Below are 21,969 nucleotides of genomic sequence, written 5' to 3' on the forward strand. Positions count from 1 at the left end.
ATCGAGTTGCCAATCCCTGTTCATGGTCGGCCCCTCCAACAGCCGACCTCTCATGAATCACGCAAAACCGCTCTTGGGAATCCTCAAAACGCTCCCAGAACTAAAAATCTGCCAAAGTAGTGCTAGGTCGTGGACTCATAAACCCGAAGCCACAGCCGGACGGATGGACCTTGCGATTCGTTTCTAGGCACCGGTTGGAGTGGCTGCGATCAGGCATTCGTGGTATGTTTTTGCCGCCTTGAAAGCATGACGCGCACCGCGGTTTGCCTTGGGAGATGCCAAATGCGCATGTCCTTGCTTTTCATTCCACTACTGCTTGCACCGATTGTATCGCATGCCGCCGACATTCACGACGCCGCCATGAAGGGCGATGTTGCGGCGATCACGGCAGCGCTCGACGCTGGTGCCGGCGTCGATGAGAGCGACGGGCGCACGACACCACTCTATCTTGCGGTCAAAGGCGGTCATTTTGCAGCGGCAAAACTGCTCATTGAACGCGGTGCCGACGTCAACGCCGTCCCGGACCCGCGTTTGGGTCCTGCCCTTATGCTGGCTTTGGCAAAACGCAGGACCGATTTGATCAATCTGTTGCTGGACGGGGGCGCAAATCCAAATTCGAAGCGCAGCCGCGAAAACGCTATCCACATCGCGGTCAATCTCGGTTGCCTCGATTGCGTGAAAGCACTGGTTGAGGCCGGCGCGGACGTGAATGCGAAGACAAAGGACGGCAAGACACCGCTCCATCTGGCAAAATTCAAGGGGCAACGCGAAGTCGCTGACTATCTCATGTCGCACGGCGTCGTCTTGCCAACACCAGCCCCGATCTCGATGAAGTTGGCTGCTGCCGATGTCGAGAAAGGCCGAACCTACTTCACACATGTGTGCCACGGTTGCCACAATGCCGAGCCACAGGGAGGGATCAAAACGGGACCGAACTTATGGGGCGTCGTCGGCCGCGACAAGGCATCCATGGCAAATATGCGTTACTCCGACACCTTGCTGGGCCTGGAGGGTGTATGGACGTACGAGGACCTGAACAAATATCTGCTTGAGCCCATGCTCACCACGCCGGGCGTTTACATGGAGGTGCCTGGCGTCCCGGACGAGGCCGAACGGGTCAACCTGATCGCCTACTTGCGTACACTCAGCGACAAACCACTCCCACTGCCCTAGGAGCTATTGAGCAAAGGGGCCGAGATTGGTCGAAACGTTGATCGACTGATCGTCGTTTATGAGTACACGCCTTAGTTAGCGTTTCTCAGGCGGCCTTGCGCAGGCGGCGCGGCAGGAAATGGACGCGGCTACGCGGTGCATCGGGCGCCAGATCGAAGACGCCGCGATGAAGACGGTCGAGCAAGGTCTTGCGGTCGCGCAGCGGCTCCAACTCGTCCCAGCTCAGCACGTTGCCTACGCGCACGTCGATCGCCTTGCCGGACAGCCGAGCGAACTCGCGGATGAGCATCGAAAGGCGCAGCGTCAGCGACGCCTTGCCGACGAATTTCGCCACCCGCCCTTCACGCTCGGCCATGTTCATCGGGCCGCTGATCAGATGGAACAGCCGCCCGTTCTGACCGGAAAAATGCATCGGCACCACCGACGCCTTGGCATCCTGCACGAGGCGCGCCGGAAACATCTTCCACGGCAGATCGCGCGCCCGGCCAAAGCCTTTCGGCGCGGTGGCGACGCCTCCGGCCGGAAACACGACGATGATGACGCCCTCTTTCAACAGCCGCACCGCCTCATGGCGCACAGCCATATTGTTCTTCACCGCGTCCTTGGTCTCGGAAAAGTCGATCGGCAGCGAGTACGGTTCCATCTCGCGGATCTTGAGCAGATCCTTGTGGATCATGACACGGAACGGACGTCCGAGCTGCTCGACCAGCGACAGCACGGCAATGCCGTCGCCGATGCCGAACGGATGGTTGGCGACGACCACCAGCGGTGTGTCCGGCAGTTTCGCCGGCGGCCACTGATCGGCGCTGCGCACCTTGACGTCGATCAGCTCCAGCATGCGGCTGAACACGCGTTCGCCGGTAGGCACCACCTGGCGGCGCCAAAAATCGTAGAGCGCGGCATACCGGTCACGTCCCGACAGGCCTTCAATGGAATGGATGAACCAGCGCGTCAGCGCCGGCTGGCTCGCATTGGCATAGGACAGCTCGGGAAACGGTCTTTCCCGCATTTTCAGCTTGAGCATGTGGGCTCGTTACAGGGTTGGCGTGACAGGCATGTGAAAATGGCGGTGGATCGCTCCACCGCCATTCCCGCAGATATTGATGCTTTCAGGCCGCGTTTCGTCTGCGGTCGGGCGACGTGGCTTCGTCGGACAGCGACTTGAGCGCGTCGGCCAGCGTCAGCGATTCCTGGTCGCGGGAGCCGAGCCGGCGGATGTTGACCGTCTCCTCCTCCGCCTCGCGCTTGCCGCAGACGAGGATCACCGGAACCTTGGCCAGCGAATGCTCGCGCACCTTGTAGTTGATCTTCTCGTTGCGCAGGTCCACTTCGGCCAAAAGCCCCGCCGCCTTCAACTGTGCGACAACCTTTCGCGCGTAGTCGTCGGCATCCGAAGTGATCGTCGCCACCACCACCTGCACCGGTGCGAACCACAGCGGGAAATGACCGGAATAGTGCTCGGTCAGAATGCCGAGGAAGCGCTCCATCGAGCCGCAGATGGCGCGATGCACCATCACCGGCTGCTTCTTTTCCGAATCCGAACCGATGTAGAAAGCGCCAAAACGCTCCGGCAGGTTGAAGTCGACCTGCGTGGTGCCGCACTGCCATTCGCGGCCGATGGCGTCCTTCAGCACATACTCGAACTTCGGCCCATAGAAGGCGCCCTCGCCCGGATTGATCGAGGTCTTGATGCGGTTGCCCGACCGCGTCCTGATCGTATCCAGCACGCTGTTCATGATCGCTTCGGCGTGGTCCCAGGCCTCGTCGGTGCCGACGCGCTTGTCAGGTCGCGTCGACAGCTTCACACTGACCTCGTCGAACCCGAAATCGGCATAGGTCGACAGGATCAGGTCATTGATGCGCAAGCACTCGGCGGCGAGTTGATCCTCGGTGCAGAAGATATGCGCATCGTCTTGCGTGAAACCGCGCACGCGCATCAGCCCGTGCAGCGCGCCGGACGGTTCGTAGCGATGCACATTGCCGAATTCTGCAAGTTTTACGGGCAGATCGCGATAGGATTTCAACCCATGCTTGAAGATCTGCACGTGGCCCGGACAGTTCATCGGCTTCAGCGCGAACACGCGGTCGTCATCGGTGTCGTCGCCGGCCACCGTCACCTTGAACATGGCGTCGCGATACCAGCCCCAGTGACCCGACGTCTCCCATAGGCTCTTGTCCAGAACCTGCGGCGCGTTGACCTCCTGGTAGCCCTGTTCGTCGAGGCGGCGACGCATGTAGTTGACCAGGTTCTGGAACATCTTCCAGCCCTTGGCGTGCCAGAAGACGACGCCCGGACCCTCTTCCTGGAAATGGAACAGATCCATTTCGCGGCCGAGTTTGCGGTGGTCGCGCTTCTCCGCCTCCTCCAGCATCGTCTGGTAGGCATCGAGCTCAGCCTGGTCGGCCCACGCCGTGCCGTAGATGCGGGTCAGCATCGGGTTGTTCGAATCGCCGCGCCAATAGGCACCGGCCACCTTCATCAGCTTGAAGGCGTTGCCGATCTGCCCGGTCGAGGCCATGTGCGGCCCGCGGCAGAGGTCGAACCAGTCGCCCTGGGCATAGATCTTGAGATCCTGGTCCTCGGGAATGGCATCGATCAGCTCGAGCTTGTAGCGCTCGCCCTTCTCGGCAAAGACCTTTTTCGCTTTGTCGCGCGACCAGACTTCCTTGGTGAACGGCTTGTTGCGCGCAATGATCTCGCGCATCTTCTTTTCGATCACCGGGAAATCGTCCGGCGTAAACGGCTCGTTGCGGGCGAAGTCGTAATAGAATCCGTTCTCGATCACCGGCCCGATGGTCACCTGCGTTCCCGGCCACAGCTCCTGCACGGCCTCCGCCAGCACGTGCGCCGCATCGTGGCGGATGAGCTCCAGCGCGCGCGGATCGGTGCGCGTGATGATCTCGACCTTGCCGGACTTGCCAAGCGGGTCGGAAAGGTCGCGCACGGTGCCGTCGATGGCATAGGCCACAGCCTTCTTGGCCAGCGACTTCGAGATCGATTCGGCCAGCCCAGCACCGGTCATCGCCGCGTCGTAATCGCGGACGGAGCCATCGGGAAATGTCAGGGAAACGGAATTCAGCACTTGTATCTCCTATCCAGTCCCGCAAACGAGCGCGGGTGGTCGTGGTGTGAAGCCGGAGGCATCTGGCAGCGGGCGGGTTTTAGAGGCAGCACGGTAAGAGGTAAAGAGCCGTCGTTGGCGCAGCCGTCAGGAATTGGCGCGACAGATGTCGCAGGCCAGTCGCACAGGCTTGCGAATTTCCCCGACACGAGGTTGGAATCCCCGGCATGGAAGACGCAAAACCCAGCCGGACCGCACTGGGCGTCGCGCGCCTGCGGGCTCTCCATCAGTTCTCGCCGCAGGCGGCGCTGTTTCGCGACCCATATGCGAGTGCGATACTGGGCGATGCGGCACCGACGGCAAAGGAGCTCGAGCAGGAAGATGAGCGCAGCCGGCGCATGCGCCTGTTCGTGGCCTCGCGTGCCCGTCTCGCCGAGGACTGGCTGGCTGCGGCGGTGCGCCGGGGCGTTCGGCAACTGGTGGTGCTCGGCGCCGGTCTCGACACTTTCTCGCTGCGCAATCCGTACCCGGATGTCGCGGTGTTCGAAGTCGATCATCCGGCAACGCAGGCCTGGAAACGCAAATGCCTCGCCGATGCTGGCCTTGCCGAACCGCCGGCCACCACGTTCGTGCCACTCAATTTCGAGCGGCAGAACCCGGCGGACGAACTGGCATTAGCCGGCTTGAGGCCAGCCGAGCCCAATTTCTTCATCTGGCTGGGCGTCGTTCCGTATCTGAGCCAGGAAGCGATCTTCAGCACCCTGTCCTGGATTGCCGGCATGCCCGGTTCGGAGGTCGTCTTCGACTATAGCGAGCCGGCCGAGAACCGCGATGCGGCGGGTCAGGCTGCCCTGTCCTTCCATGTAGCGCGCGTCGCCGCTGTCGGCGAGCCTTGGATCAGCTTCTTCGTACCCGCCGCACTGGCACAATCCACTGCGCGAGCTCGGCTTCGATGAGATCGAAGATATGGAAAGCAGCGACATCGCCGCCCAATTCTCCAGGGCGCCAAAGGCAGAGGCAAGGAATTCCGGCGGCCACCTCATCCGTGCCCGCCGGAGCGCTTAAGCCACGCAAGGTCACTTCACCAGCTGCGGCAAATCCTTCAGGAACGCCGTGCGCGTCGCAGGCCCTTTCGGCGTGTCGACCGGCTTGGTATCGACCACCAGCCGGGCAAAGACGATCCGGCGTCCGCCCTTTTCGGCCCAGCCGACGAACCAGCCCAGCGAGCGCTTGTCCTTGCTGTTGCCGAGCCTTGTGCTGCCGGTCTTGCCCTGCACCGTCCAGTCGCCGGCCTGAAAACTCGGCAGGATGGCTTGGGTCATCTCATGCACCTTGGCCGTAACAGGCATCTTGCCGGCAAGCAGCTGGCGCAGGAAGGCTGTCTGTTCGACCGGCGATATCTGCAGTGAGGAATTTATCCAGGATTGCGTGAGCCCGTTGTCCTTGCCGGCATCGCCCGAGACATCCATGTTGCCGTAGCCGAATTTCGAGACGTAGCCTGCAAAGCTTTTCGCGCCGAGCCGGCGCACGATCTCGCGCGAATACCACACGATCGAGTCGCGCTCCCAGATCGTCGGGTCGACGGTTTTGTGGTCGCGCTTCACGGCCTTGAATTCAGGCTTATAGTCCCAGTTCGGCGTATGCGCGTCACTCAGGATGCCGCTGTCGTAACCGATCAGCGCCAGCGGCACCTTGAAGGTGGAAGCCGGGCTGACACGTTGGTCGCAGACACCGTTCTGATAGAGCGTCTCGCCGCTCGCCGCGTCCTGGATCAGCGTGCATGCGACATCGCCGAGCGGCGCCGAGTGCGCCCGCATCGGAAACCCCAAAAACCAGGCCAGAAGGAACAGGACCGCGGCAATGATAAAGGGATGGGTTTCGATCCGACGCATGTGAGCTCTCCTGGGAATGACAGGAGGCGCTTAGCGAGTTGTCTTGGCTCGATTTTGACTCAAATGCGCAGTCTTAGTGCAGGCCGTTGTTAACCCTACCGGACCGTAAAGAAATGCGGCCTTGGCGATCTGAATCAAGGGCCAAGAGCGTCGCCGTCAGGCCTCGCCGCGCTTCTTGCCGATCCGCCAATAACGCCAAGGTGTGAACCAGACATAGCGTGGGGCGAGCACCTCCGGAACACGGTCTATGCCATGCGTTCCGAATGGCCCGCAGCGCAGCACGCGAAACAACCCCATCCAGCCGCCGGCCCACAAGCCGTGCCGGGCAATCGCCTCATGCGCGTATTCGGAACAGGTCGGCAGATGCCGGCAGGAGTTGCCGACAAAGCCGGACAGCGTCAGCTGGTACAGCCGCACCAGCGACGTGCCGAAAATGCGGCCGGGCGTCCTGCGCCAGGGACCGGGCCAGTTGCGCCCGCGCTGGGTCTGTCCGGTGGCATGCACATGCCGGTGCTGGTCGCCCACGGCGATCTCTTTCTGAACGTGATCCGAACCCGGTTTTCGGGATCGGCTTGCGCTTCCAAGCCGATAGATGTGAGCTTCGGCAGGCAAACGCAATCCCGTTCACTCACTTGCTTCCCTGTCGGCATCAGGGTCGCGAGCGACGAAAGGGATGCCGCTCCGTTGGAGTCGCCCAGCGGGTGGCCGGCCGTTCCTCAATGCGCGGGGAGTGATGCCGCCTGTCGCCACGCCATTGAAACGTCGCGATCCGCATCACATCGCCAAAGATTTCCAGAAACTGGATCATGTCCGTGTCTCCTTTGAGACGGATTAGACGCCCACTGGTCTTCGCCTTCAAACGAGTATAATTTCCGCTTCGGATAACTTTGGGTTATGCGAATGAAGCGCGGCCGGCTGCCCCTGACAGCGTTGCGAAGTTTCGAGGCAGCCGGTCGGCAATTGAGTTTCAGCCGGGCCGCCGAGGAGCTGTTCGTCTCGCAGGCCGCGATCAGCCGGCAGATCCGCGAGCTCGAGCAGTTCCTACGGCAACCCCTGTTTCACCGTCATCATCGCCGGGTCGAACTGACGGAGGCGGGCCAGCGCCTGCTCGATCAGCTGGTCAGAAGTTTCGACGACATCGACAGGCTGCTTTCGGACCTAGTGGCGGCCCCGGCGCAGTCCGTGGTTCGCGTCAGCGTCGAGCCTTCGCTGGCCTCGGTATGGCTGTTGCCGCGGCTCAACCGCTTCAGCCAGTTGCGGCCCGATATCGACGTTTCCCTCGAAGTTGACCCAAGGCCGATCGAGTTCCGCAGCGATCAGCCCGAACTTGCCTTGCGCTTCAGTGCGCGCGCCACCTCATGGCCGCGCAGCGAAGCCGAATGGCTCGCTTCGACCGTCGATTCACCGGTCCTGTCGCCGGCCTTGCTGGCGTCAGGCCCTCCTCTCGAAAAGCCGCTCGACCTCGCCCGCTACACGCTGTTGCACGAGGAAAACCGTCAAGGCTGGGCGCGCTGGTTCGAGGCAGCCGGCGTGGCCGCCGACGCCATTCCGGCGCGCGGCCCGATGTTGGCGGATGTGTCGCTGTCAAAGCAGGCGGCCCTGCTCGGACACGGCGTGGCGCTCGGCGACCTGTTGCAGATCGGTGAGGAGATCGCGTCCGGCGCGCTGATCAAGCCGTTCGACATCGATGTCGCATCCGGCGCCTACTGGCTGGTGGCCAGGAGTTTGAAGGACCTGCCGGAACCGGCCAAGGCTTTTGCCGACTGGGTGAGAAGCGAATTTGCCGAAAGCAGAAGGACGCAGGAAACGAAGGCTGGAGCCACCGGCTAGTTAGCGAGCCAGCAAGGCTCGAAGCAAAAACACCAGGCTCTGGCGGTCAAACGGCAAGGTCAGGCGGCTTCTTCGGCGCGTTTCTTCTCGATCTGGCCGATGGCATCGACTACGGCATCGAAGGTCAGCATGGTCGAGGCATGGCGCGCCTTGTAGTCGCGCACCGGCTCCAGATATTTCAGATCGGCGAAACGACCTTCTGGCGGCGCCCCGTTTTCCTTGAGCATCTTCAGCATGGTGTCGCGCACAGCCCGCAATTCGTCAGCGCTGGCGCCGATGACATGCTGAGCCATGATCGAGGACGAGGCCTGGCCAAGCGCGCAGGCCTTCACGTCATGGGCGAAATCGGTGACGACGCCATCGTCCATCTTGAGGTCGACAGTCACCGTCGAGCCGCACAATTTGGAATGGGCACGTGCCGTCGCGTCCGGATCATCGAGCCGGCCGATGCGTGCGATGTTTCCGGCAAAGCCCAGAATTTTCGCATTGTAGACGTCGTCAATCATATTTTTCCAATCCGTCGCCGCCAAGCGAACAGCGATTGCCGCTATGGCGTCTTTCATTCGCTCGGCACGACCATATATAATGCTGGCAGTCGGGTATCGACAAGGCAACGCAAAGCCGCCGTCCTTGCCCATTCGTTCACGCCGCTTGCGGGCTGGAAGCCGGGCGAATTTCCAGCACCCGAAAGGTCGTGGTCCGTTCAACTCGTTCCTCCTGAGAGAGGAACTACGGGAGACGCCTTTATGGATGCCGTCATCAAGAAGATCATGCCCCCCTCCGACTATCTGGACAAGCCGGTCACCGACAGACCGAGCGAAGCCGAGGTCGAGGCCGCCGTGCGCACGCTGTTGCGCTGGACCGGCGACAATCCGAACCGCGAAGGCCTGATCGACACGCCCAAGCGCGTCACCAAGGCCTACCTCGAAATGTTCAACGGCTACGACATGTGCCCGGCCGAAGAACTTGGCCGCACCTTCGAGGAGGTCGCCGGCTATGACGATCTCGTCATCGTCAGGGACATCCAGTTCCATTCGCATTGCGAGCACCACATGGTGCCGATCATCGGCAAGGCGCATGTCGGCTATCTGCCGGACGGCAAGGTCGTCGGCCTGTCCAAGATTGCCCGCGTCGTCGATATCTTCGCCCATCGCCTGCAGACGCAGGAGGCCATGACCGCGCAGATCGCCGGCGTCATCCAGGACGTGCTCAATCCGCGCGGCGTCGCCGTGATGATCGAGGCCGAGCATATGTGCATGGCTATGCGCGGCATCCGCAAGCAGGGCTCCACCACGCTGACCTCCACCTTCACCGGCGTGTTCAAGGACACGCCCGAGGAACAGGTCCGTTTCGTCACCATGGTGCGCGGCCTCGGGGCCCCTCGTCGGCATCGCTAGATCAAGGACCGGCGATGTCGGCACTGGAATTCCCCAAAGCTCCATCGGACAAGAAGGCTCTGGAAGAAGGCGCGGTGTTTTCACCGCGCTTTGACGCCAGCGGTCTCGTCACCGTCGTGGTCACCGATACCGAAGACGGCATGCTCTTGATGGTCGCGCATATGAATGCGCAGGCGCTGGCGCTGACGCTGGAGACCGGCATCGCGCACTATTGGTCGCGCTCGCGCAACGCGCTGTGGAAGAAGGGCGAAACATCAGGCAATTTTCAGCATGTCGTCGAGATGCGCACCGACTGCGACCAGGACGCCTTATGGCTTCGCGTGAAAGTGTTGGGCCACGACGCAACTTGTCACACCGGCCGGCGTTCATGTTTTTATCGGACGGTGGGGTTCAACGACGGCAAGGCAACGCTTGCCGACGACGGCAGCAAGCCGCTGTTCGATGCGGAAAAAACGTATCGGAAGCCTGCGTGAACCATTCAACAGTCGCGAACCACTCATATTCACTATTTTCAAACGTCCTTCCTGTAGAACGGAAGCGGGACAAGGGAGATCATGATGCTCGAATGGGCGTCATTGCGCAGCAGACCAGACGTGCGGGAGGCTAATGGCCCCTCATCGTCCGGCGGCGCGCCTGACCCGCAACCTGCGGGCAAGACCGGCATTTCGCTCGCCCTGGGCGGTGGCTGCGCACGCGGCTGGGCGCATATCGGCGTGCTGCGCGCGCTGGATGAGGCCGGCATCGAAGTCTCGATGATCGCCGGCACCTCGATCGGTGCACTGGTTGGCGGCTGCTACATTGCCGGCAAACTGGACGAGCTCGAGGAATTCGCCCGCAGCCTGACCAAGCGCCGCCTCTTCGGCCTGCTCGATCTCAATCTGCGCGGCAGCGGCCTGTTCGGCGGCATGAAACTGGACGCCAGGCTGCGCGAGCACATGGCCGGCATCCGTTTCGAAGACCTGACGAAACCCTTCGTCGCCGTCGGTGCTGAAATCCGCACCGGCCATGAAATCTGGCTGTCGAGCGGCTCGCTGATCACCGCCATGCGAGCCTCCTATGCGCTGCCCGGCGTGTTCGAGCCGGTGAATTGCAACGGCCGCATCCTGGTCGACGGCGCGCTGGTCAACCCGGTCCCCGTCTCGGTCTGCCGCGCCTACGAGCAGCCGCTGGTCGTCGCGGTCAACCTTCACTACGATCTGTTCGGCCGCGCCGCCGTGATCAAGCACAGCGCCGGCGAATTGCTGATCGAGAAGGATGCGCCTCGGCCAGGCCAGGCCGACCCCGACCACCAGGCGCACCAGACGCGCCTCGGCATCACCGGCGTCATGGTCGAGGCCTTTAACATCATCCAGGACCGGATTTCGCGCGCGAGGCTGGCCGGCGATCCGCCCGACATGTCGCTGCAGCCGAAGCTCAGCCATATCGGCCTGACCGAATTCCACCGCGCCGACGAGGCCATCAGCCTCGGCTACCACGCGACGATGGCGCAGATCGGCGAGTTGAAGCGGCTGCAGACGGTTCTGGCTTAAACCAATCCAGTAATCTCAGGCCTTGGCCGCATCGCTGATGCGAAACTGCACCGACCGGTTGCCGTTCCAGTAATTGCCCGACAACGAACCGGCGACATGGATCGTCTTGCCCCGGTTCTTGAACAGGAATTCGCCGAGCGCGGTATCGACCGCGCGAAAGGCGATCGCCTGGATGCGGCCGCCGCTCTCCGACTGCAGGTCGGCGCGGATGTGGTTGGTGCCGACTGTGCGCGCGTCGGCCAGCCGGTGGCGTGGCAGCGCGAACACCGGCGCGACATGGCCGGCCCCGAACGGACCGGCCTTCTCCAGTGCATCGAGCAGGCTCAATGTCGCCCCTTCGGCGGCGAGCGCACCGTCTATGGCCAGGCTTTCCTCGTCCTGCAGGCGGAACACCTCGGCCGCCGCGCGCTCCTCGAAGAAGGCTCTGAGTTCACCGAGTTTTGCGCGCTCCACCGTGATACCGGCCGCCATGCCATGGCCGCCGCCCTTGACGATCAGTCCGGCATCGGCCGCCTCGCGCACCAGCCGTCCGAGGTCGAAGCCCGACACCGAACGACCAGAGCCGGTGCCGATGCCATTGGCGTTGAAGGCGATGGCGAAGGCAGGCCGGCGTGTATGATCCTTCAGCCGCGAGGCGATCAGGCCGACAATGCCTGGATGCCAATTGGTGCTGGCGGTGACGATGATGGCCGGGCCATTGCCGCCGGCAAGCTCGGCGTCGGCCTCGGCGCGCGCCGCGGCCAGCATCTCCAGCTCCATCTGCTGGCGTTCCTGGTTGAGCCGGTCGAGCGTCTCGGCAATCGTGCCTGCCTCGACCGGATCGTCGGTGGCGAGCAGCCGGCTGCCAAGGGCTGCGTCGCCGATGCGGCCGCCGGCATTGATGCGCGGCCCGATCAGATAGGCGAGATGAAAGGTGCTGATCGGCTCGCCGATGCGCGATACCCGCGCCAGGGCGGCCAGCCCCTCATTCTTCTGCTGGCGCGCCATCTGCAGCCCCTTAACCACGAAGGCGCGGTTGACGCCGATGAGCGGGACGACGTCGCAGACGGTCGCCAGCGCCGCGAGATCAAGCAGCGACAGCAGGTCCGGCTGCGCGGCATCGGGCAAGCGGCTGCGCAGGATCCTGGCTGTCTGCACCAGGGCGAGGAAGACGACACCGGCTGCGCACAAATGGCCCTGTCCGGAAAGATCGTCCTCGCGATTGGGATTGACGACCGCGGTCGCTTCCGGCAGCGCGCCACCGACCTGATGGTGGTCGAGCACCACCACATCGGCGCCTGCGGCTTTGGCCGCGTCGATGGAAACGGCGCTGTTGGTGCCGCAATCGACGGTGACGATCAGCGTCGCGCCACGCGAGACCAGTTCGCGCATGGCCTCCGGATTGGGGCCATATCCCTCGAAGATGCGGTCCGGAATGTAGATTTCAGACGGCACCGAGAAATGCGCCAGGAAGCGCTTGAGCAGCGCCGACGAGGCGGCGCCGTCGACATCGTAGTCGCCGAAGATCGCCACCTTTTCCTTGGCCATGACCGCTTCGGCGATACGAGCGGCGGCCTTGTCCATGTCGGTCAGCGAGGCCGGATCCGGCAACAGGTCGCGGATCGTCGGATCGAGGAAGCGCTCGGCATGGTCGGCGGTGACGCCGCGCCCGGCCAGCACGCGCGCGACAATGTCGGGCACGCCGTGGCCCTGCGCGATGGCAAGCGCCGTCATGTCCTGCCGCTCGCTCAACCGGTGTTCCCAGGAAACACCGGTCGCGGACTGCCTGACATCGAGGAAAAGGCGTTTGTCGCCCGTCATAGGAGGGGTCGTCTGCAGATTGTCATTTCCGGCAATATGCGACGGCTAAACAGGAAAGTCTCAAAACTTTTCCAGATCCTGGTGACGCGCCTTGATCTCGCGCACGGTACGCGAAGACGAGCGCAGCACGATGGTGTGCGTGGTGATGTAGTTGCCGCCGAACTTGACACCGGCCAACATGTTGCCGTCGGTGACCCCGGTCGCCGCAAACAGTACGTCGCCGCGCGCCATGTCCTCGGCGCGATAGACCCGCTTCGGATCGGCAATGCCCATTTTTGCCGCGCGCGCCACTTTTTCCGCTATGTCGAGGATCAACCGGCCCTGCATCTGGCCGCCGGTGCAGCGCAGCGCTGCCGCTGCCAGCACGCCTTCCGGCGCACCGCCGGTGCCGAGATAGATGTCGATGCCGGTCTCTTCCGGATCGGTGGTGTGGATAACGCCGGCGACATCGCCGTCGCCGATCAGCCGGATCGCAGCACCCGTGGCACGCACCGCTTCGATCAGCCTTCCATGGCGCGGCCGGTCGAGGATGCAAGCAGTGATTTCGGAGACCGCGACACCCTTGGCCTTAGCCAGGCTGGCGATGTTTTCGGCCGGCGAGGCATCGATGTCGATGACGCCTTCGGCATAGCCCGGGCCGATGGCGATCTTGTCCATGTAGACATCGGGGGCAAACAACAGGCTGCCCTTTTCGGCAATGGCGATGACGGCCAATGCGTTGGGCAGGTTCTTGGCGCAGATCGTCGTGCCTTCGAGCGGATCGAGCGCGATATCGACCGCCGGACCTTTGCCGCTGCCGACCTCCTCGCCGATATAGAGCATCGGCGCCTCGTCGCGTTCGCCCTCGCCGATCACCACCGTGCCCTTTATGGCGAGGCGATTGAGCTCCTGGCGCATGGCGTCGACGGCGGCCTGGTCGGCGGCCTTTTCATCGCCGCGCCCGCGCAGTCTGGCGGCCGCGACCGCGGCGCGCTCGGTGACGCGCACGACTTCCATGGTGAGTATCCGGTCGAGACCGGCGACAATGTTCTGGGCCACATTCATCGGGAGAAATCCTCGTTCACACACGCCTCCGCCAGGGGCGCGCTTCTTGTGTCAAAGCTCCATGACAAGGGCAAGACTGGCTGCGTCAATTTTTCGAAATCGCAGCAATATCAATCGATTAAAGAGGAAAGATGACTTCCTCAAAAGCAATTCCAGGAAAAGAGCAAGGCGGTTTTCCGTCCGGAATTGCGTCAAACAAAAAGAGGCTACCCAGCCCGCTCGATGCGGATGACCTGCGGCTTGTCTGTGAGATGGCCGTCCTTGGTGATGCCGTCGACAGCCTTGCGCACCGCCGCTTCGGTCGTCTCGTGGGTGACCAGGATCACTGTCTTCTGCGCATCGGTTTCCGGCCCGGCCGCGTGCTGGACGATCGATTCCAGCGAAATATCATTGTCGGCCATGCGCTTGGCGATTGCGGCAAAGACGCCGATGCGGTCATGCACGGTCAGCCGGATGAAATAGCCGCCGGCATGGCTGCGCATCTGCGCCTTCTTGTAGGGGCGCAATTCCTTGGCCGGCAGACCGAACACCGGACCGTGCTGGAAGCCCGGCCGGCTCTTGGCGATGTCGGCGATGTCGCCGACCACCGCCGAGGCGGTCGCATTGCCGCCGGCGCCGGGGCCGGAGAGCAGGAGTTCGCCCAGAATGTCGGTTTCGATCGCCACCGCATTGGTCACGCCGTGCACCTGCGCGATCACCGAGGCGGTCGGCACCATGGTCGGGTGCACGCGCTGCTCGATGCCGCTGTCGGTGCGCTGCGCGACGCCAAGCAGTTTTATCCGGTAGCCGAGATCGCCGGCGGCGCGGATATCGGCCTGGCTGATGTTGGAAATGCCTTCCATGTAGATGTCGTTAGCGGCGATCCTGGTACCGAAGGCCAGGCTGGTCAGGATCGACAGTTTGTGCGCCGTATCATGGCCCTCGATGTCGAAGGTCGGATCGGCCTCGGCATAGCCCAGCCGCTGCGCGTCCTTCAGGCACTCGTCGAAGGAAATGCCCTCGGCCTCCATACGGGTCAGGATGTAATTGCAGGTCCCGTTGAGGATGCCGAAGACGCGGGTCACCGAATTGCCGGCCATCGCCTCGCGCATCGTCTTGATGACCGGGATGCCACCGGCGACCGCCGCCTCGTAGTTGAGCAGCACGCCCTTCTTCTCGGCGATTTCGGCCAACGCCACGCCGTGCTTGGCCAGCAGCGCCTTGTTGGCGGTGACGACATGGCGCCCAGCCTCAAGCGCTGCCTTGACCGACGAGCGCGCCGGCCCTTCGTCGCCGCCGATCAGTTCCACGAAGACGTCGATGTCGGCGGTCTGCGCCATCTTGACCGGATCGTCGAACCATTTGGCGGCGCCGAGATCGACGCCGCGATCGCGCTTGGCATCGCGGGCCGAAACGGCTGATACAACGACGTCACGGCCGCACTGGCGCGTCAGTTCGGCCGCCTTGTCGCGCAGCACGCGCGCCACCGAAGCGCCGACGGTGCCGAGACCCGCAATTCCAACACGCAACGCTTCAGCCATGTCCGGCGACGCCCCTCAAACTCTGCTCAATTAAGATGTGCGACGACCTCAGCGATGCGCGGCGAGCGGCACCACATTGTTCGGCTGCTTGGCGCTGGACGCCAGAAAGCGCTTGATGTTGCGCGCCGCCTGACGGATCCGGTGCTCGTTTTCGACCAGTGCGATGCGCACATGATCGTCGCCATGCTCGCCGAAGCCGATGCCCGGCGCCACAGCCACGTCGGCGTGCTCGATCAGCAGCTTGGAGAATTCGAGCGAGCCTAGATGCTTGAACGGCTCCGGGATCGGCGCCCAAGCAAACATCGAGGCCGCTGGTGCGGGAATGGTCCAGCCGGCGCGGCTGAAGGCGTCGACCATGACGTCGCGGCGCTTCAGATAGACCTCGCGCACTTCGGCGATGTCGGCGCCGTCGCCATTGAGCGCATATGCCGCCGCCACCTGGATCGGCGTGAACGCGCCGTAGTCGAGATAGGACTTCACCCGCGTCAGCGCCGAAATCAGCCGCTCATTGCCGACCGCAAAGCCCATCCGCCATCCGGGCATGGAGAAGGTCTTCGACATCGAAGTGAACTCGACGCAGACATCGATGGCGCCCGGCACCTGCAGCACCGAAGGCGGCGGGTTGCCGTCGAAGTAGATCTCCGAATAGGCAAGGTCCGACAGGATGATGATGTCGTTCTTCTTGGCGAAGGCGACGACGTCCTTGTAGAAATCGAGCGAGGCGACCAGTGCCGTCGGGTTCGACGGATAGTTGAGGATCAGGGCCAGCGGCTTCGGGATCGAATGGCGGACACCGCGCTCGAGCGCCGGAATGAAGCCATCATCCGGCTCGACCTGCAGCGAACGGATGACGCCGCCCGACATGATGAAGCCGAAAGCGTGGATCGGATAGGTCGGGTTGGGGCACAGGATCACGTCGCCGGGCGCGGTGATCGCCTGCGCCATGTTGGCGAAGCCTTCCTTCGATCCGAGCGTGGCCACCACCTGCGTGTCGGGATTGAGCTTCACGCCGAAGCGGCGCTGATAGTAGGCGGCCTGGGCGCGGCGCAGACCGGGAATGCCGCGCGATGAGGAATAGCGATGCGTGCGCGGATCGCGCACCACTTCGCACAATTTGTCGACGATCGCCTTCGGCGTCGGCAGGTCCGGATTGCCCATGCCAAGGTCGATAATGTCGGCGCCGCGCGAACGGGCATTGGCCTTCAGCCGGTTGACCTGCTCGAACACGTAGGGCGGAAGCCGGCGGACCTTGTGAAATTCTTCCATGTCAGTTCCAGACGATTAGAATTGGCTTTGGCAGAGTTGGTTTGGCAAAGCGGACCTTGGCAAAGGTGGGCTTTCGGCGCGCCATATAGCCCTATTTGCAGGTAGGGTCGAGGGCGGGATCGCATTTGGCCTCGATCTGTTTCAGCGTGTCCTTGCCATGGTTCTTCGCCAGCGAGTTCAGCGCCGCCGGGCTGGTGGACGGGACACCGCCGCCGCCCTTGCCCGCCTGCGCCTGCTGTTCGCCCTTCAGCAGGGCAAGCTTGGCCTGGGTCTCCTCAGGCGTGAGCTGCTTTGCCGCCACCTGGGGCGGGATGTTCAGATTGGGGTAGGAGCCGGTGTCCTGCGCGCCCTGTGTCAGGCCGACATTCATCCCGTTGCCGGTGTTGGCGCTGGTGCAGCCGCCTGCTGCCAACAGCCCTGGCGCCAGAAAAGCTGTCGCAACAGCGATGCGGCAAAAGCGGCCTGCCCCCGAAAAAATGGTCTTGCCGGTGTTAATCGTCATATTGTTTTCCTGGCAGCCGGGGTACAGCTCATTGGACCCGGTCAGATGTCCCATGATAATATGTCAAGAAAACGCCTCGGGAGGAACCCCGCGAGCCATGTCCAAAACACCTGATTCGAGCAAAGCGGAAGATGATCAATCTTCGACCGTCGAGCAATATCTGGTGAAAGACCCTGAACGCTTCGCGTTGAACATGGCGCGCATGGTCGAGCAGGCCGGCAAGGCGGCCTCTGCCTGGGCCGAGCCGCGTGAAAAAGGTGAGGTGCGCGATCACGTCGCCGAGCCCGTGGTCGACATGGTCAAAACCTTCTCCAAGCTCAGCGAATACTGGCTGGCCGATCCGCAGCGCGCGCTGGAAGCGCAGACGCGGCTGTTCGCCGGCTACATGACCGTCTGGGGAAACGCCATCCAGCGCATCAGCCCGAATGCCGAGGCGCCCGACGATGCGGTCAAGCCGGAGCGCGGCGACAAGCGCTTCCAGGACCCTGAGTGGGGCCGCAACGCGTTCTTCGATTTCCTCAAACAGGCCTATCTCGTCACCTCGCGCTGGGCGGCCGACCTCGTCGAGCATGCCGAAGGCCTCGACGACCACACCCGCCACAAGGCGAGCTTCTACGTCAAGCAGGTGTCCAACGCCATCTCGCCGTCGAACTTCATCCTCACCAATCCGGAGCTGTTTCGCGAAACCGTCGCCTCCAACGGCGAAAACCTGGTGCGCGGCATGAAGATGCTGGCCGAGGACATTACCGCCGGCAAGGGCGACCTGAAGCTGAGACAAGCCGACTATTCGCCCTTCGAGATCGGCAAGAATGTCGCGACCTCACCCGGCAAGGTGGTCGGGCGCAGCGATGTCGCCGAGATCATCCAATACGATCCGACGACCGAAACGGTGCTCAAGCGGCCGCTGCTGATCTGCCCACCATGGATCAACAAATACTACATCCTCGATCTCAACCCGCAGAAATCCTTCATCCGCTGGGCGATCGAGCAGGGCCACACCGTCTTCGTCATTTCCTGGATCAATCCCGACGAGCGCCACGGCGCCAAGGGCTGGGAAGCCTATATCCGCGAAGGCCTGCAATACGGGCTCGACACGATCGAGAAGGCGACCGGCGAGAAGGAGGTCAACGCCATCGGCTATTGCGTCGGCGGCACGCTTTTGGCGGCCGCACTCGCGCTCCTGGCGCAGGAAGGCGACAACCGCATCAAGTCGGCGACCTTCTTCACCACGCAGGTCGACTTCACCCATGCCGGCGACCTGAAAGTGTTCGTCGACGAGGACCAGGTGGCAGCGGTCGAAAAGTCGATGAACGAAAAGGGCTATCTCGACGGCACCAAGATGGCGACCGCCTTCAACATGCTGCGCTCGGGCGATCTGATCTGGCCCTATGTCATCAACAACTACATGCGCGGCAAGGATCCCCTGCCCTTCGACCTGCTCTACTGGAATGCCGATTCCACCCGCATGGCGGCGGCCAACCACTCCTTCTATCTGCGCAACTGCTATCTCGAGAACAATCTCACACGAGGCGTGATGGAACTCGCCGGCCGCATTGTCTCGCTCGCCGACGTCACCATCCCGGTCTACAACCTGGCATCGAAGGAAGATCACATCGCGCCGGCGCTTTCGGTATTCCTCGGCTCGCAATATTTCGGCGGCGACGTCGAGTATGTAATGGCCGGCTCCGGCCACATCGCCGGTGTCGTCAATCCGCCGGCGGCCAAGAAGTATCAGTACTGGACCGGCGGCAAGCCGGTGGGCGATTTTGGCCAGTGGTTCGCCAATGCAGTGGAGCATCCCGGCTCCTGGTGGACGCACTGGCAGCACTGGATCGAGACCCAGGACGACACCCTCGTTCCGGCCCGCAAACCGGGCAAGCATATGAAAACCCTGGGTGATGCCCCCGGCACCTATGTCAAGGTGCGTGTGTAACGGACTGTAATGTCTGGTGAGTTGACGGACCCGGCAAAACGGGGCGAAATGGTGTCGTCAACCATCAAGTAGCCTCAATTCGCCTCCAACGAGCGATTAATTCAGAGGCTTGCAGAATTGACACAAGTCTCGTTTCCGGTTTGGGAACACAAGGTTATTGGACGTGAACGTTTCGACGCCGCACCAATAGCAGGCAGACCGGACACCGAGGGGGAATTTAGTTTTGAAATCAGTAGGAACGCGTCTCGCGGGGAGAGAGGGTCGCACAATAGCGGCGGCACTTTTCTCCGTGCTTCTGGCGTCCTGCACGTCCGCCGGCGACCCGACAATGTCGGTCGGCATGCCCGGCTATAACGCCACTGCTTCTGACATCGCCGCAGCTTCCGGCACCAGCACTGCGGCGCCGGGCGATTCGACCGTGCAAGTCACATCGACCGCGCAGATCACGTCGACGGGGCCACAGATGATGATGACGGCCGCGGGCGATGCGACGCTGCCCGAGCAGGTCGCCTATGTGCCGCTGGCCAAGCCCGGCACCGGCTTCCCGGTCACTGTTCCCGCGGGCGCCGAAGCCATCGTCGGCCAGACGCCGCAGCCGCTGCAGCAGCCGGCACAGACTGCGGCCGCAACGGACGACGCGGCACAGAAGATTGCCGCTGCCGATGCCGGCGTGACCGCACCGAAGCCGACGGCGACCAATGAAGTCTACGTGACGGCCGCCGCACCCCAACAGGTCGATGCGCCGAAGAAGGGTTTCTTCGCTTCGCTGTTCAGCACGGCACCAGCCTCGGCTGCACCCGCTCCGCTGATCAACCCCCGCTCGGGCGAACAGCCTGCGGTTGCTGCCCAGTCCAAGGAAGCGCCCGCCAACCCCATTGTCACGCAGGCTTCTGCCACCTCGGCCGACAAGCCGGTTCAGTTGGCCTCGCTCGGCGACGACAGCAGCAGCCATATCACCGGCGCCGATGCGCTGCCCGGCGTGCGCCAGACGGCGCTGTTCGAGATCAAGCGCAAATCCGGCATCGACGACGAAAGCGACGTCGATCTGAACGAGGACGAAGGCTCGGGCGGCAGCTATCAGGTGGCCTCCGCCGCCGGTCTAGCCCGGCTGGCGCCCAACGGCCTGCTGAAGCAGAACGAAAGCGTCGACGTCGCCTGCCTGAAGCCGTCGCTGGTGCGCGTGCTGAAGACGATCGAAGGCCATTACGGCCGCAAGATGATGGTCACCTCCGGCTATCGCGACCCCGCCCACAACCGCCGCGCGAAAGGCGCCAAGAACTCGCTGCACATGTATTGCGCCGCCGCCGACATCCAGGTGCCGGGCGTCTCCAAATGGGAGTTGGCGAGCTACATCAGGACCATGCCCGGCCGTGGCGGCGTCGGCACCTATTGCCACACCGAATCCGTCCACGTCGACGTCGGCCCCGAGCGCGACTGGAACTGGCGCTGCCGCCGGCGCGGGTAGTCCACGCGACCACAGAGCCCGCCTGCCTTACCGAAACCGCGGTTCTTGCCCCTCTTGAAAAAAGTTGTCGCATCTGGCGGCTGATGGGTTGCCGGTTGGCAACAACGCAATTATAAGCCGCTTCGTCTGAGCGCGCCCATCGTCTAGCGGTTAGGACACCGCCCTTTCACGGCGGTAACAGGGGTTCGATTCCCCTTGGGCGTACCAGATATTTCAAGGACTTGATTGTGATCTGATGTCTGCGGACCCGATAAGGGGCCCGAAATGCATCTCCGCGTCGGTGAGTCTCCGCACCAAGGTAGGCTTGGCGAAGCAGGGGCTCGTTAGTTCAGGTCGATTATTTTGAATGGCTGGACCGTCACGACTGTTTTAGCGCCGCTTACCATCCCGTCGGCCGCCCGCGGTTAACCAATGTCCGATTTAAGCCAGCATTCCTTCTTGCTCCGAACGAACGCAAAAGCGGCACAACTAGTGGCGCAGGTGTGGCCTTAAGTCGCAAACTATTGGCTTCAAAAGCAGGGCGTCGGGCTTCATTGACGGTGCGACCAGCACCATATGGTGATCCAAAGCCTTCCAAATCGAGAGAAGCTCGCCCGACGGGTCGCACTGCGGCTGTCAGCCAAAAATGGCTATGAACCAGAAATGGCTATGAACCAAGGAACCTGAAAACCATCATGCCTGAAAATGTCAGACCAACTTCGAGAGACATTCCCCTCATTCAGCTCGGCGTCTATCAGTGCCGCTTCCCGGTGAGCGAAGACCCGTCAGTACCTGGCGGCTACCGTTTTTGTGCCGGGCCAACTTCGCCGGATCGTGTCTACTGCGATCACCACCACAACATTGTGACCACCGTGGACCCTCGTCGAGCCCGTTCGGGTCTCCATATCCCCCAACGGCGCGCCGCTTAGGTTACGAGGCCCACAAGCCACACCCGCCGGCAGTGGCGCGTCACATCCCGGTGGAAACGTGCTGTTAACGTCGTTCGCGGGTGACGGTATGTCGGCCCCGGTCCGAAAGTGTAAGTTCTGCATGCTCTCAGCCGTGGAGGTCGGGAATGAACTTGCTGCGAACAGCGCTTTTTTGCGCGGCCATGATCGGCCTGACAGGACTATCGGTCGTTCGCGCCGAAGATCAGCCTGTTTCGCCGAACGCCGCAGCGGTACCAGAGCAGCCGCCGGTTCATTGCGAGGGGCAAAATTGCTTGCCGCCGGCCGAGGACCACGTCGAGGAGTGCAAGGGGCAAGATTGCACGCCGGTGCCCTCGACCGACCAGGCGCCTGCTCCTGAGGTCGAACAGGTCAAGTAAGCAGCATCGGCCGTATCCCGTCAGCGAAACCGGCGCCGCCGCTTATCAGTTCGGAACCATTGGCGACGCCTCTTCGCACCGATAAACCCTGCACTGACCGTCACTGGCCGGCACATACCTAGCCATCGGCACGGCAGGAGCATCACACTCATTGCCGAGTTGGCGGACATAGCGGTCATAGGTATTTGGTCCGGTGGACAGCACCGCGGCGTGCTGGCCCTGGATCAGCGCCTGGGTCTGCGCGCACGTC

At 62.7% G+C, this 21,969-nt stretch carries 20 protein-coding genes and 1 tRNA gene; 10 read left to right on the plus strand and 11 right to left on the minus strand.

Annotated elements, in window-relative coordinates; all coding sequences use genetic code 11:
- Positions 1-282: 282 nt before the first annotated feature.
- Positions 283-1,173 (plus strand): ankyrin repeat domain-containing protein, encoded by an 891-nt coding sequence (locus JQK88_RS26645; RefSeq protein ID WP_203279966.1) that lies wholly within the window; start codon positions 283-285, stop codon positions 1,171-1,173.
- Positions 1,174-1,258: 85 nt separating this feature from the next.
- Here JQK88_RS26645 and JQK88_RS26650 read toward each other — a convergent pair whose 3' ends face one another.
- Together JQK88_RS26650 and thrS are read right to left on the minus strand one after the other, a co-directional pair.
- Entirely contained in the window at positions 1,259-2,197 is a 939-nt protein-coding gene (locus JQK88_RS26650; RefSeq protein ID WP_203279967.1) for a lysophospholipid acyltransferase family protein, read from the minus strand.
- Positions 2,198-2,282: 85 nt separating this feature from the next.
- Positions 2,283-4,256, minus strand: coding sequence for a threonine--tRNA ligase (gene thrS, locus JQK88_RS26655; RefSeq protein ID WP_203279968.1), 1,974 nt, complete (start codon positions 4,254-4,256; stop codon positions 2,283-2,285).
- Positions 4,257-4,462: 206 nt separating this feature from the next.
- On the opposite strand from thrS, the gene JQK88_RS26660 reads away from it, so the two are divergent.
- Positions 4,463-5,191 carry an SAM-dependent methyltransferase gene (locus JQK88_RS26660; protein WP_246750055.1) on the plus strand — a complete coding sequence of 243 codons (729 nt, stop codon included), beginning with the start codon at positions 4,463-4,465 and terminating at the stop codon, positions 5,189-5,191.
- Between the two features lie 120 nt (positions 5,192-5,311).
- Here the strand turns inward: JQK88_RS26660 and blaOXA are convergent, their stop codons facing one another.
- The 3 genes from blaOXA to JQK88_RS26675 form a co-directional block, all read right to left on the minus strand.
- Positions 5,312-6,127 (minus strand): class D beta-lactamase, encoded by an 816-nt coding sequence (blaOXA, locus tag JQK88_RS26665; protein WP_203279969.1) that lies wholly within the window; start codon positions 6,125-6,127, stop codon positions 5,312-5,314.
- 156 nt (positions 6,128-6,283) lie between these two features.
- Positions 6,284-6,652, minus strand: coding sequence for a membrane protein insertion efficiency factor YidD (gene yidD, locus JQK88_RS26670; RefSeq protein WP_192257192.1), 369 nt, complete (start codon positions 6,650-6,652; stop codon positions 6,284-6,286).
- A 124-nt stretch (positions 6,653-6,776) separates the two neighbouring features.
- Positions 6,777-6,935 (minus strand): hypothetical protein, encoded by a 159-nt coding sequence (locus tag JQK88_RS26675; protein ID WP_192257194.1) that lies wholly within the window; start codon positions 6,933-6,935, stop codon positions 6,777-6,779.
- 92 nt (positions 6,936-7,027) lie between these two features.
- Between JQK88_RS26675 and JQK88_RS26680 the strand changes: the two genes are divergently transcribed.
- Positions 7,028-7,957 carry a LysR substrate-binding domain-containing protein gene (locus JQK88_RS26680; RefSeq protein ID WP_192257196.1) on the plus strand — a complete coding sequence of 310 codons (930 nt, stop codon included), beginning with the start codon at positions 7,028-7,030 and terminating at the stop codon, positions 7,955-7,957.
- A 59-nt stretch (positions 7,958-8,016) separates the two neighbouring features.
- On the opposite strand, the gene JQK88_RS26685 is transcribed toward JQK88_RS26680, so the two are convergent.
- Positions 8,017-8,463: an iron-sulfur cluster assembly scaffold protein gene (locus JQK88_RS26685; RefSeq protein ID WP_112564670.1), complete on the minus strand. Its 447-nt coding sequence runs from the start codon at positions 8,461-8,463 to the stop codon at positions 8,017-8,019.
- Positions 8,464-8,703: 240 nt separating this feature from the next.
- Between JQK88_RS26685 and folE the strand changes: the two genes are divergently transcribed.
- The 3 genes from folE (at position 8,704) to JQK88_RS26700 (ending at position 10,883) form a co-directional block, all read left to right on the plus strand.
- A complete protein-coding gene (folE, locus tag JQK88_RS26690; RefSeq protein ID WP_192257198.1) occupies positions 8,704-9,354 on the plus strand; it encodes a GTP cyclohydrolase I FolE in 651 nt (216 codons plus the stop codon).
- A 14-nt stretch (positions 9,355-9,368) separates the two neighbouring features.
- On the plus strand, positions 9,369-9,827 hold the full coding sequence (hisI, locus tag JQK88_RS26695) for a phosphoribosyl-AMP cyclohydrolase (RefSeq protein ID WP_192257200.1): 459 nt from the start codon (positions 9,369-9,371) through the stop codon (positions 9,825-9,827).
- Positions 9,828-9,911: 84 nt separating this feature from the next.
- Positions 9,912-10,883, plus strand: coding sequence for a patatin family protein (locus tag JQK88_RS26700; protein ID WP_192257202.1), 972 nt, complete (start codon positions 9,912-9,914; stop codon positions 10,881-10,883).
- A gap of 15 nt (positions 10,884-10,898) precedes the next feature.
- On the opposite strand, the gene recJ is transcribed toward JQK88_RS26700, so the two are convergent.
- From recJ to JQK88_RS26725, 5 genes are all read right to left on the minus strand, one after another.
- Positions 10,899-12,683 carry a single-stranded-DNA-specific exonuclease RecJ gene (gene recJ / locus JQK88_RS26705; protein ID WP_203279970.1) on the minus strand — a complete coding sequence of 595 codons (1,785 nt, stop codon included), beginning with the start codon at positions 12,681-12,683 and terminating at the stop codon, positions 10,899-10,901.
- A gap of 60 nt (positions 12,684-12,743) precedes the next feature.
- Positions 12,744-13,727, minus strand: coding sequence for a class II fructose-bisphosphatase (glpX, locus tag JQK88_RS26710; RefSeq protein ID WP_192257206.1), 984 nt, complete (start codon positions 13,725-13,727; stop codon positions 12,744-12,746).
- A gap of 206 nt (positions 13,728-13,933) precedes the next feature.
- On the minus strand, positions 13,934-15,247 hold the full coding sequence (locus JQK88_RS26715; protein ID WP_203279971.1) for a homoserine dehydrogenase: 1,314 nt from the start codon (positions 15,245-15,247) through the stop codon (positions 13,934-13,936).
- A gap of 48 nt (positions 15,248-15,295) precedes the next feature.
- Entirely contained in the window at positions 15,296-16,513 is a 1,218-nt protein-coding gene (locus JQK88_RS26720; protein ID WP_192257210.1) for an LL-diaminopimelate aminotransferase, read from the minus strand.
- Between the two features lie 91 nt (positions 16,514-16,604).
- The gene (locus JQK88_RS26725) at positions 16,605-17,015 is read right to left on the minus strand and encodes a hypothetical protein (RefSeq protein WP_203279972.1); all 411 of its coding nucleotides are present in this window, start codon (positions 17,013-17,015) and stop codon (positions 16,605-16,607) included.
- Between the two features lie 97 nt (positions 17,016-17,112).
- Between JQK88_RS26725 and phaC the strand changes: the two genes are divergently transcribed.
- The 4 genes from phaC (at position 17,113) to JQK88_RS37530 (ending at position 21,321) form a co-directional block, all read left to right on the plus strand.
- Positions 17,113-18,948 (plus strand): class I poly(R)-hydroxyalkanoic acid synthase, encoded by a 1,836-nt coding sequence (phaC, locus tag JQK88_RS26730; protein ID WP_192257214.1) that lies wholly within the window; start codon positions 17,113-17,115, stop codon positions 18,946-18,948.
- Between the two features lie 328 nt (positions 18,949-19,276).
- Complete coding sequence (locus JQK88_RS26735; RefSeq protein ID WP_246750056.1) at positions 19,277-20,413, plus strand: YcbK family protein; 1,137 nt, start codon at positions 19,277-19,279, stop codon at positions 20,411-20,413.
- 132 nt (positions 20,414-20,545) lie between these two features.
- A tRNA-Glu gene (locus tag JQK88_RS26740) sits at positions 20,546-20,620 on the plus strand.
- A gap of 467 nt (positions 20,621-21,087) precedes the next feature.
- Positions 21,088-21,321: a GcrA family cell cycle regulator gene (locus JQK88_RS37530; RefSeq protein WP_192257217.1), complete on the plus strand. Its 234-nt coding sequence runs from the start codon at positions 21,088-21,090 to the stop codon at positions 21,319-21,321.
- Positions 21,322-21,969: the final 648 nt, after the last annotated feature.

Source organism: Mesorhizobium caraganae, assembly GCF_016836705.1.
In the GTDB taxonomy this organism is placed as follows: Bacteria; Pseudomonadota; Alphaproteobacteria; order Rhizobiales; family Rhizobiaceae; genus Mesorhizobium; species Mesorhizobium caraganae.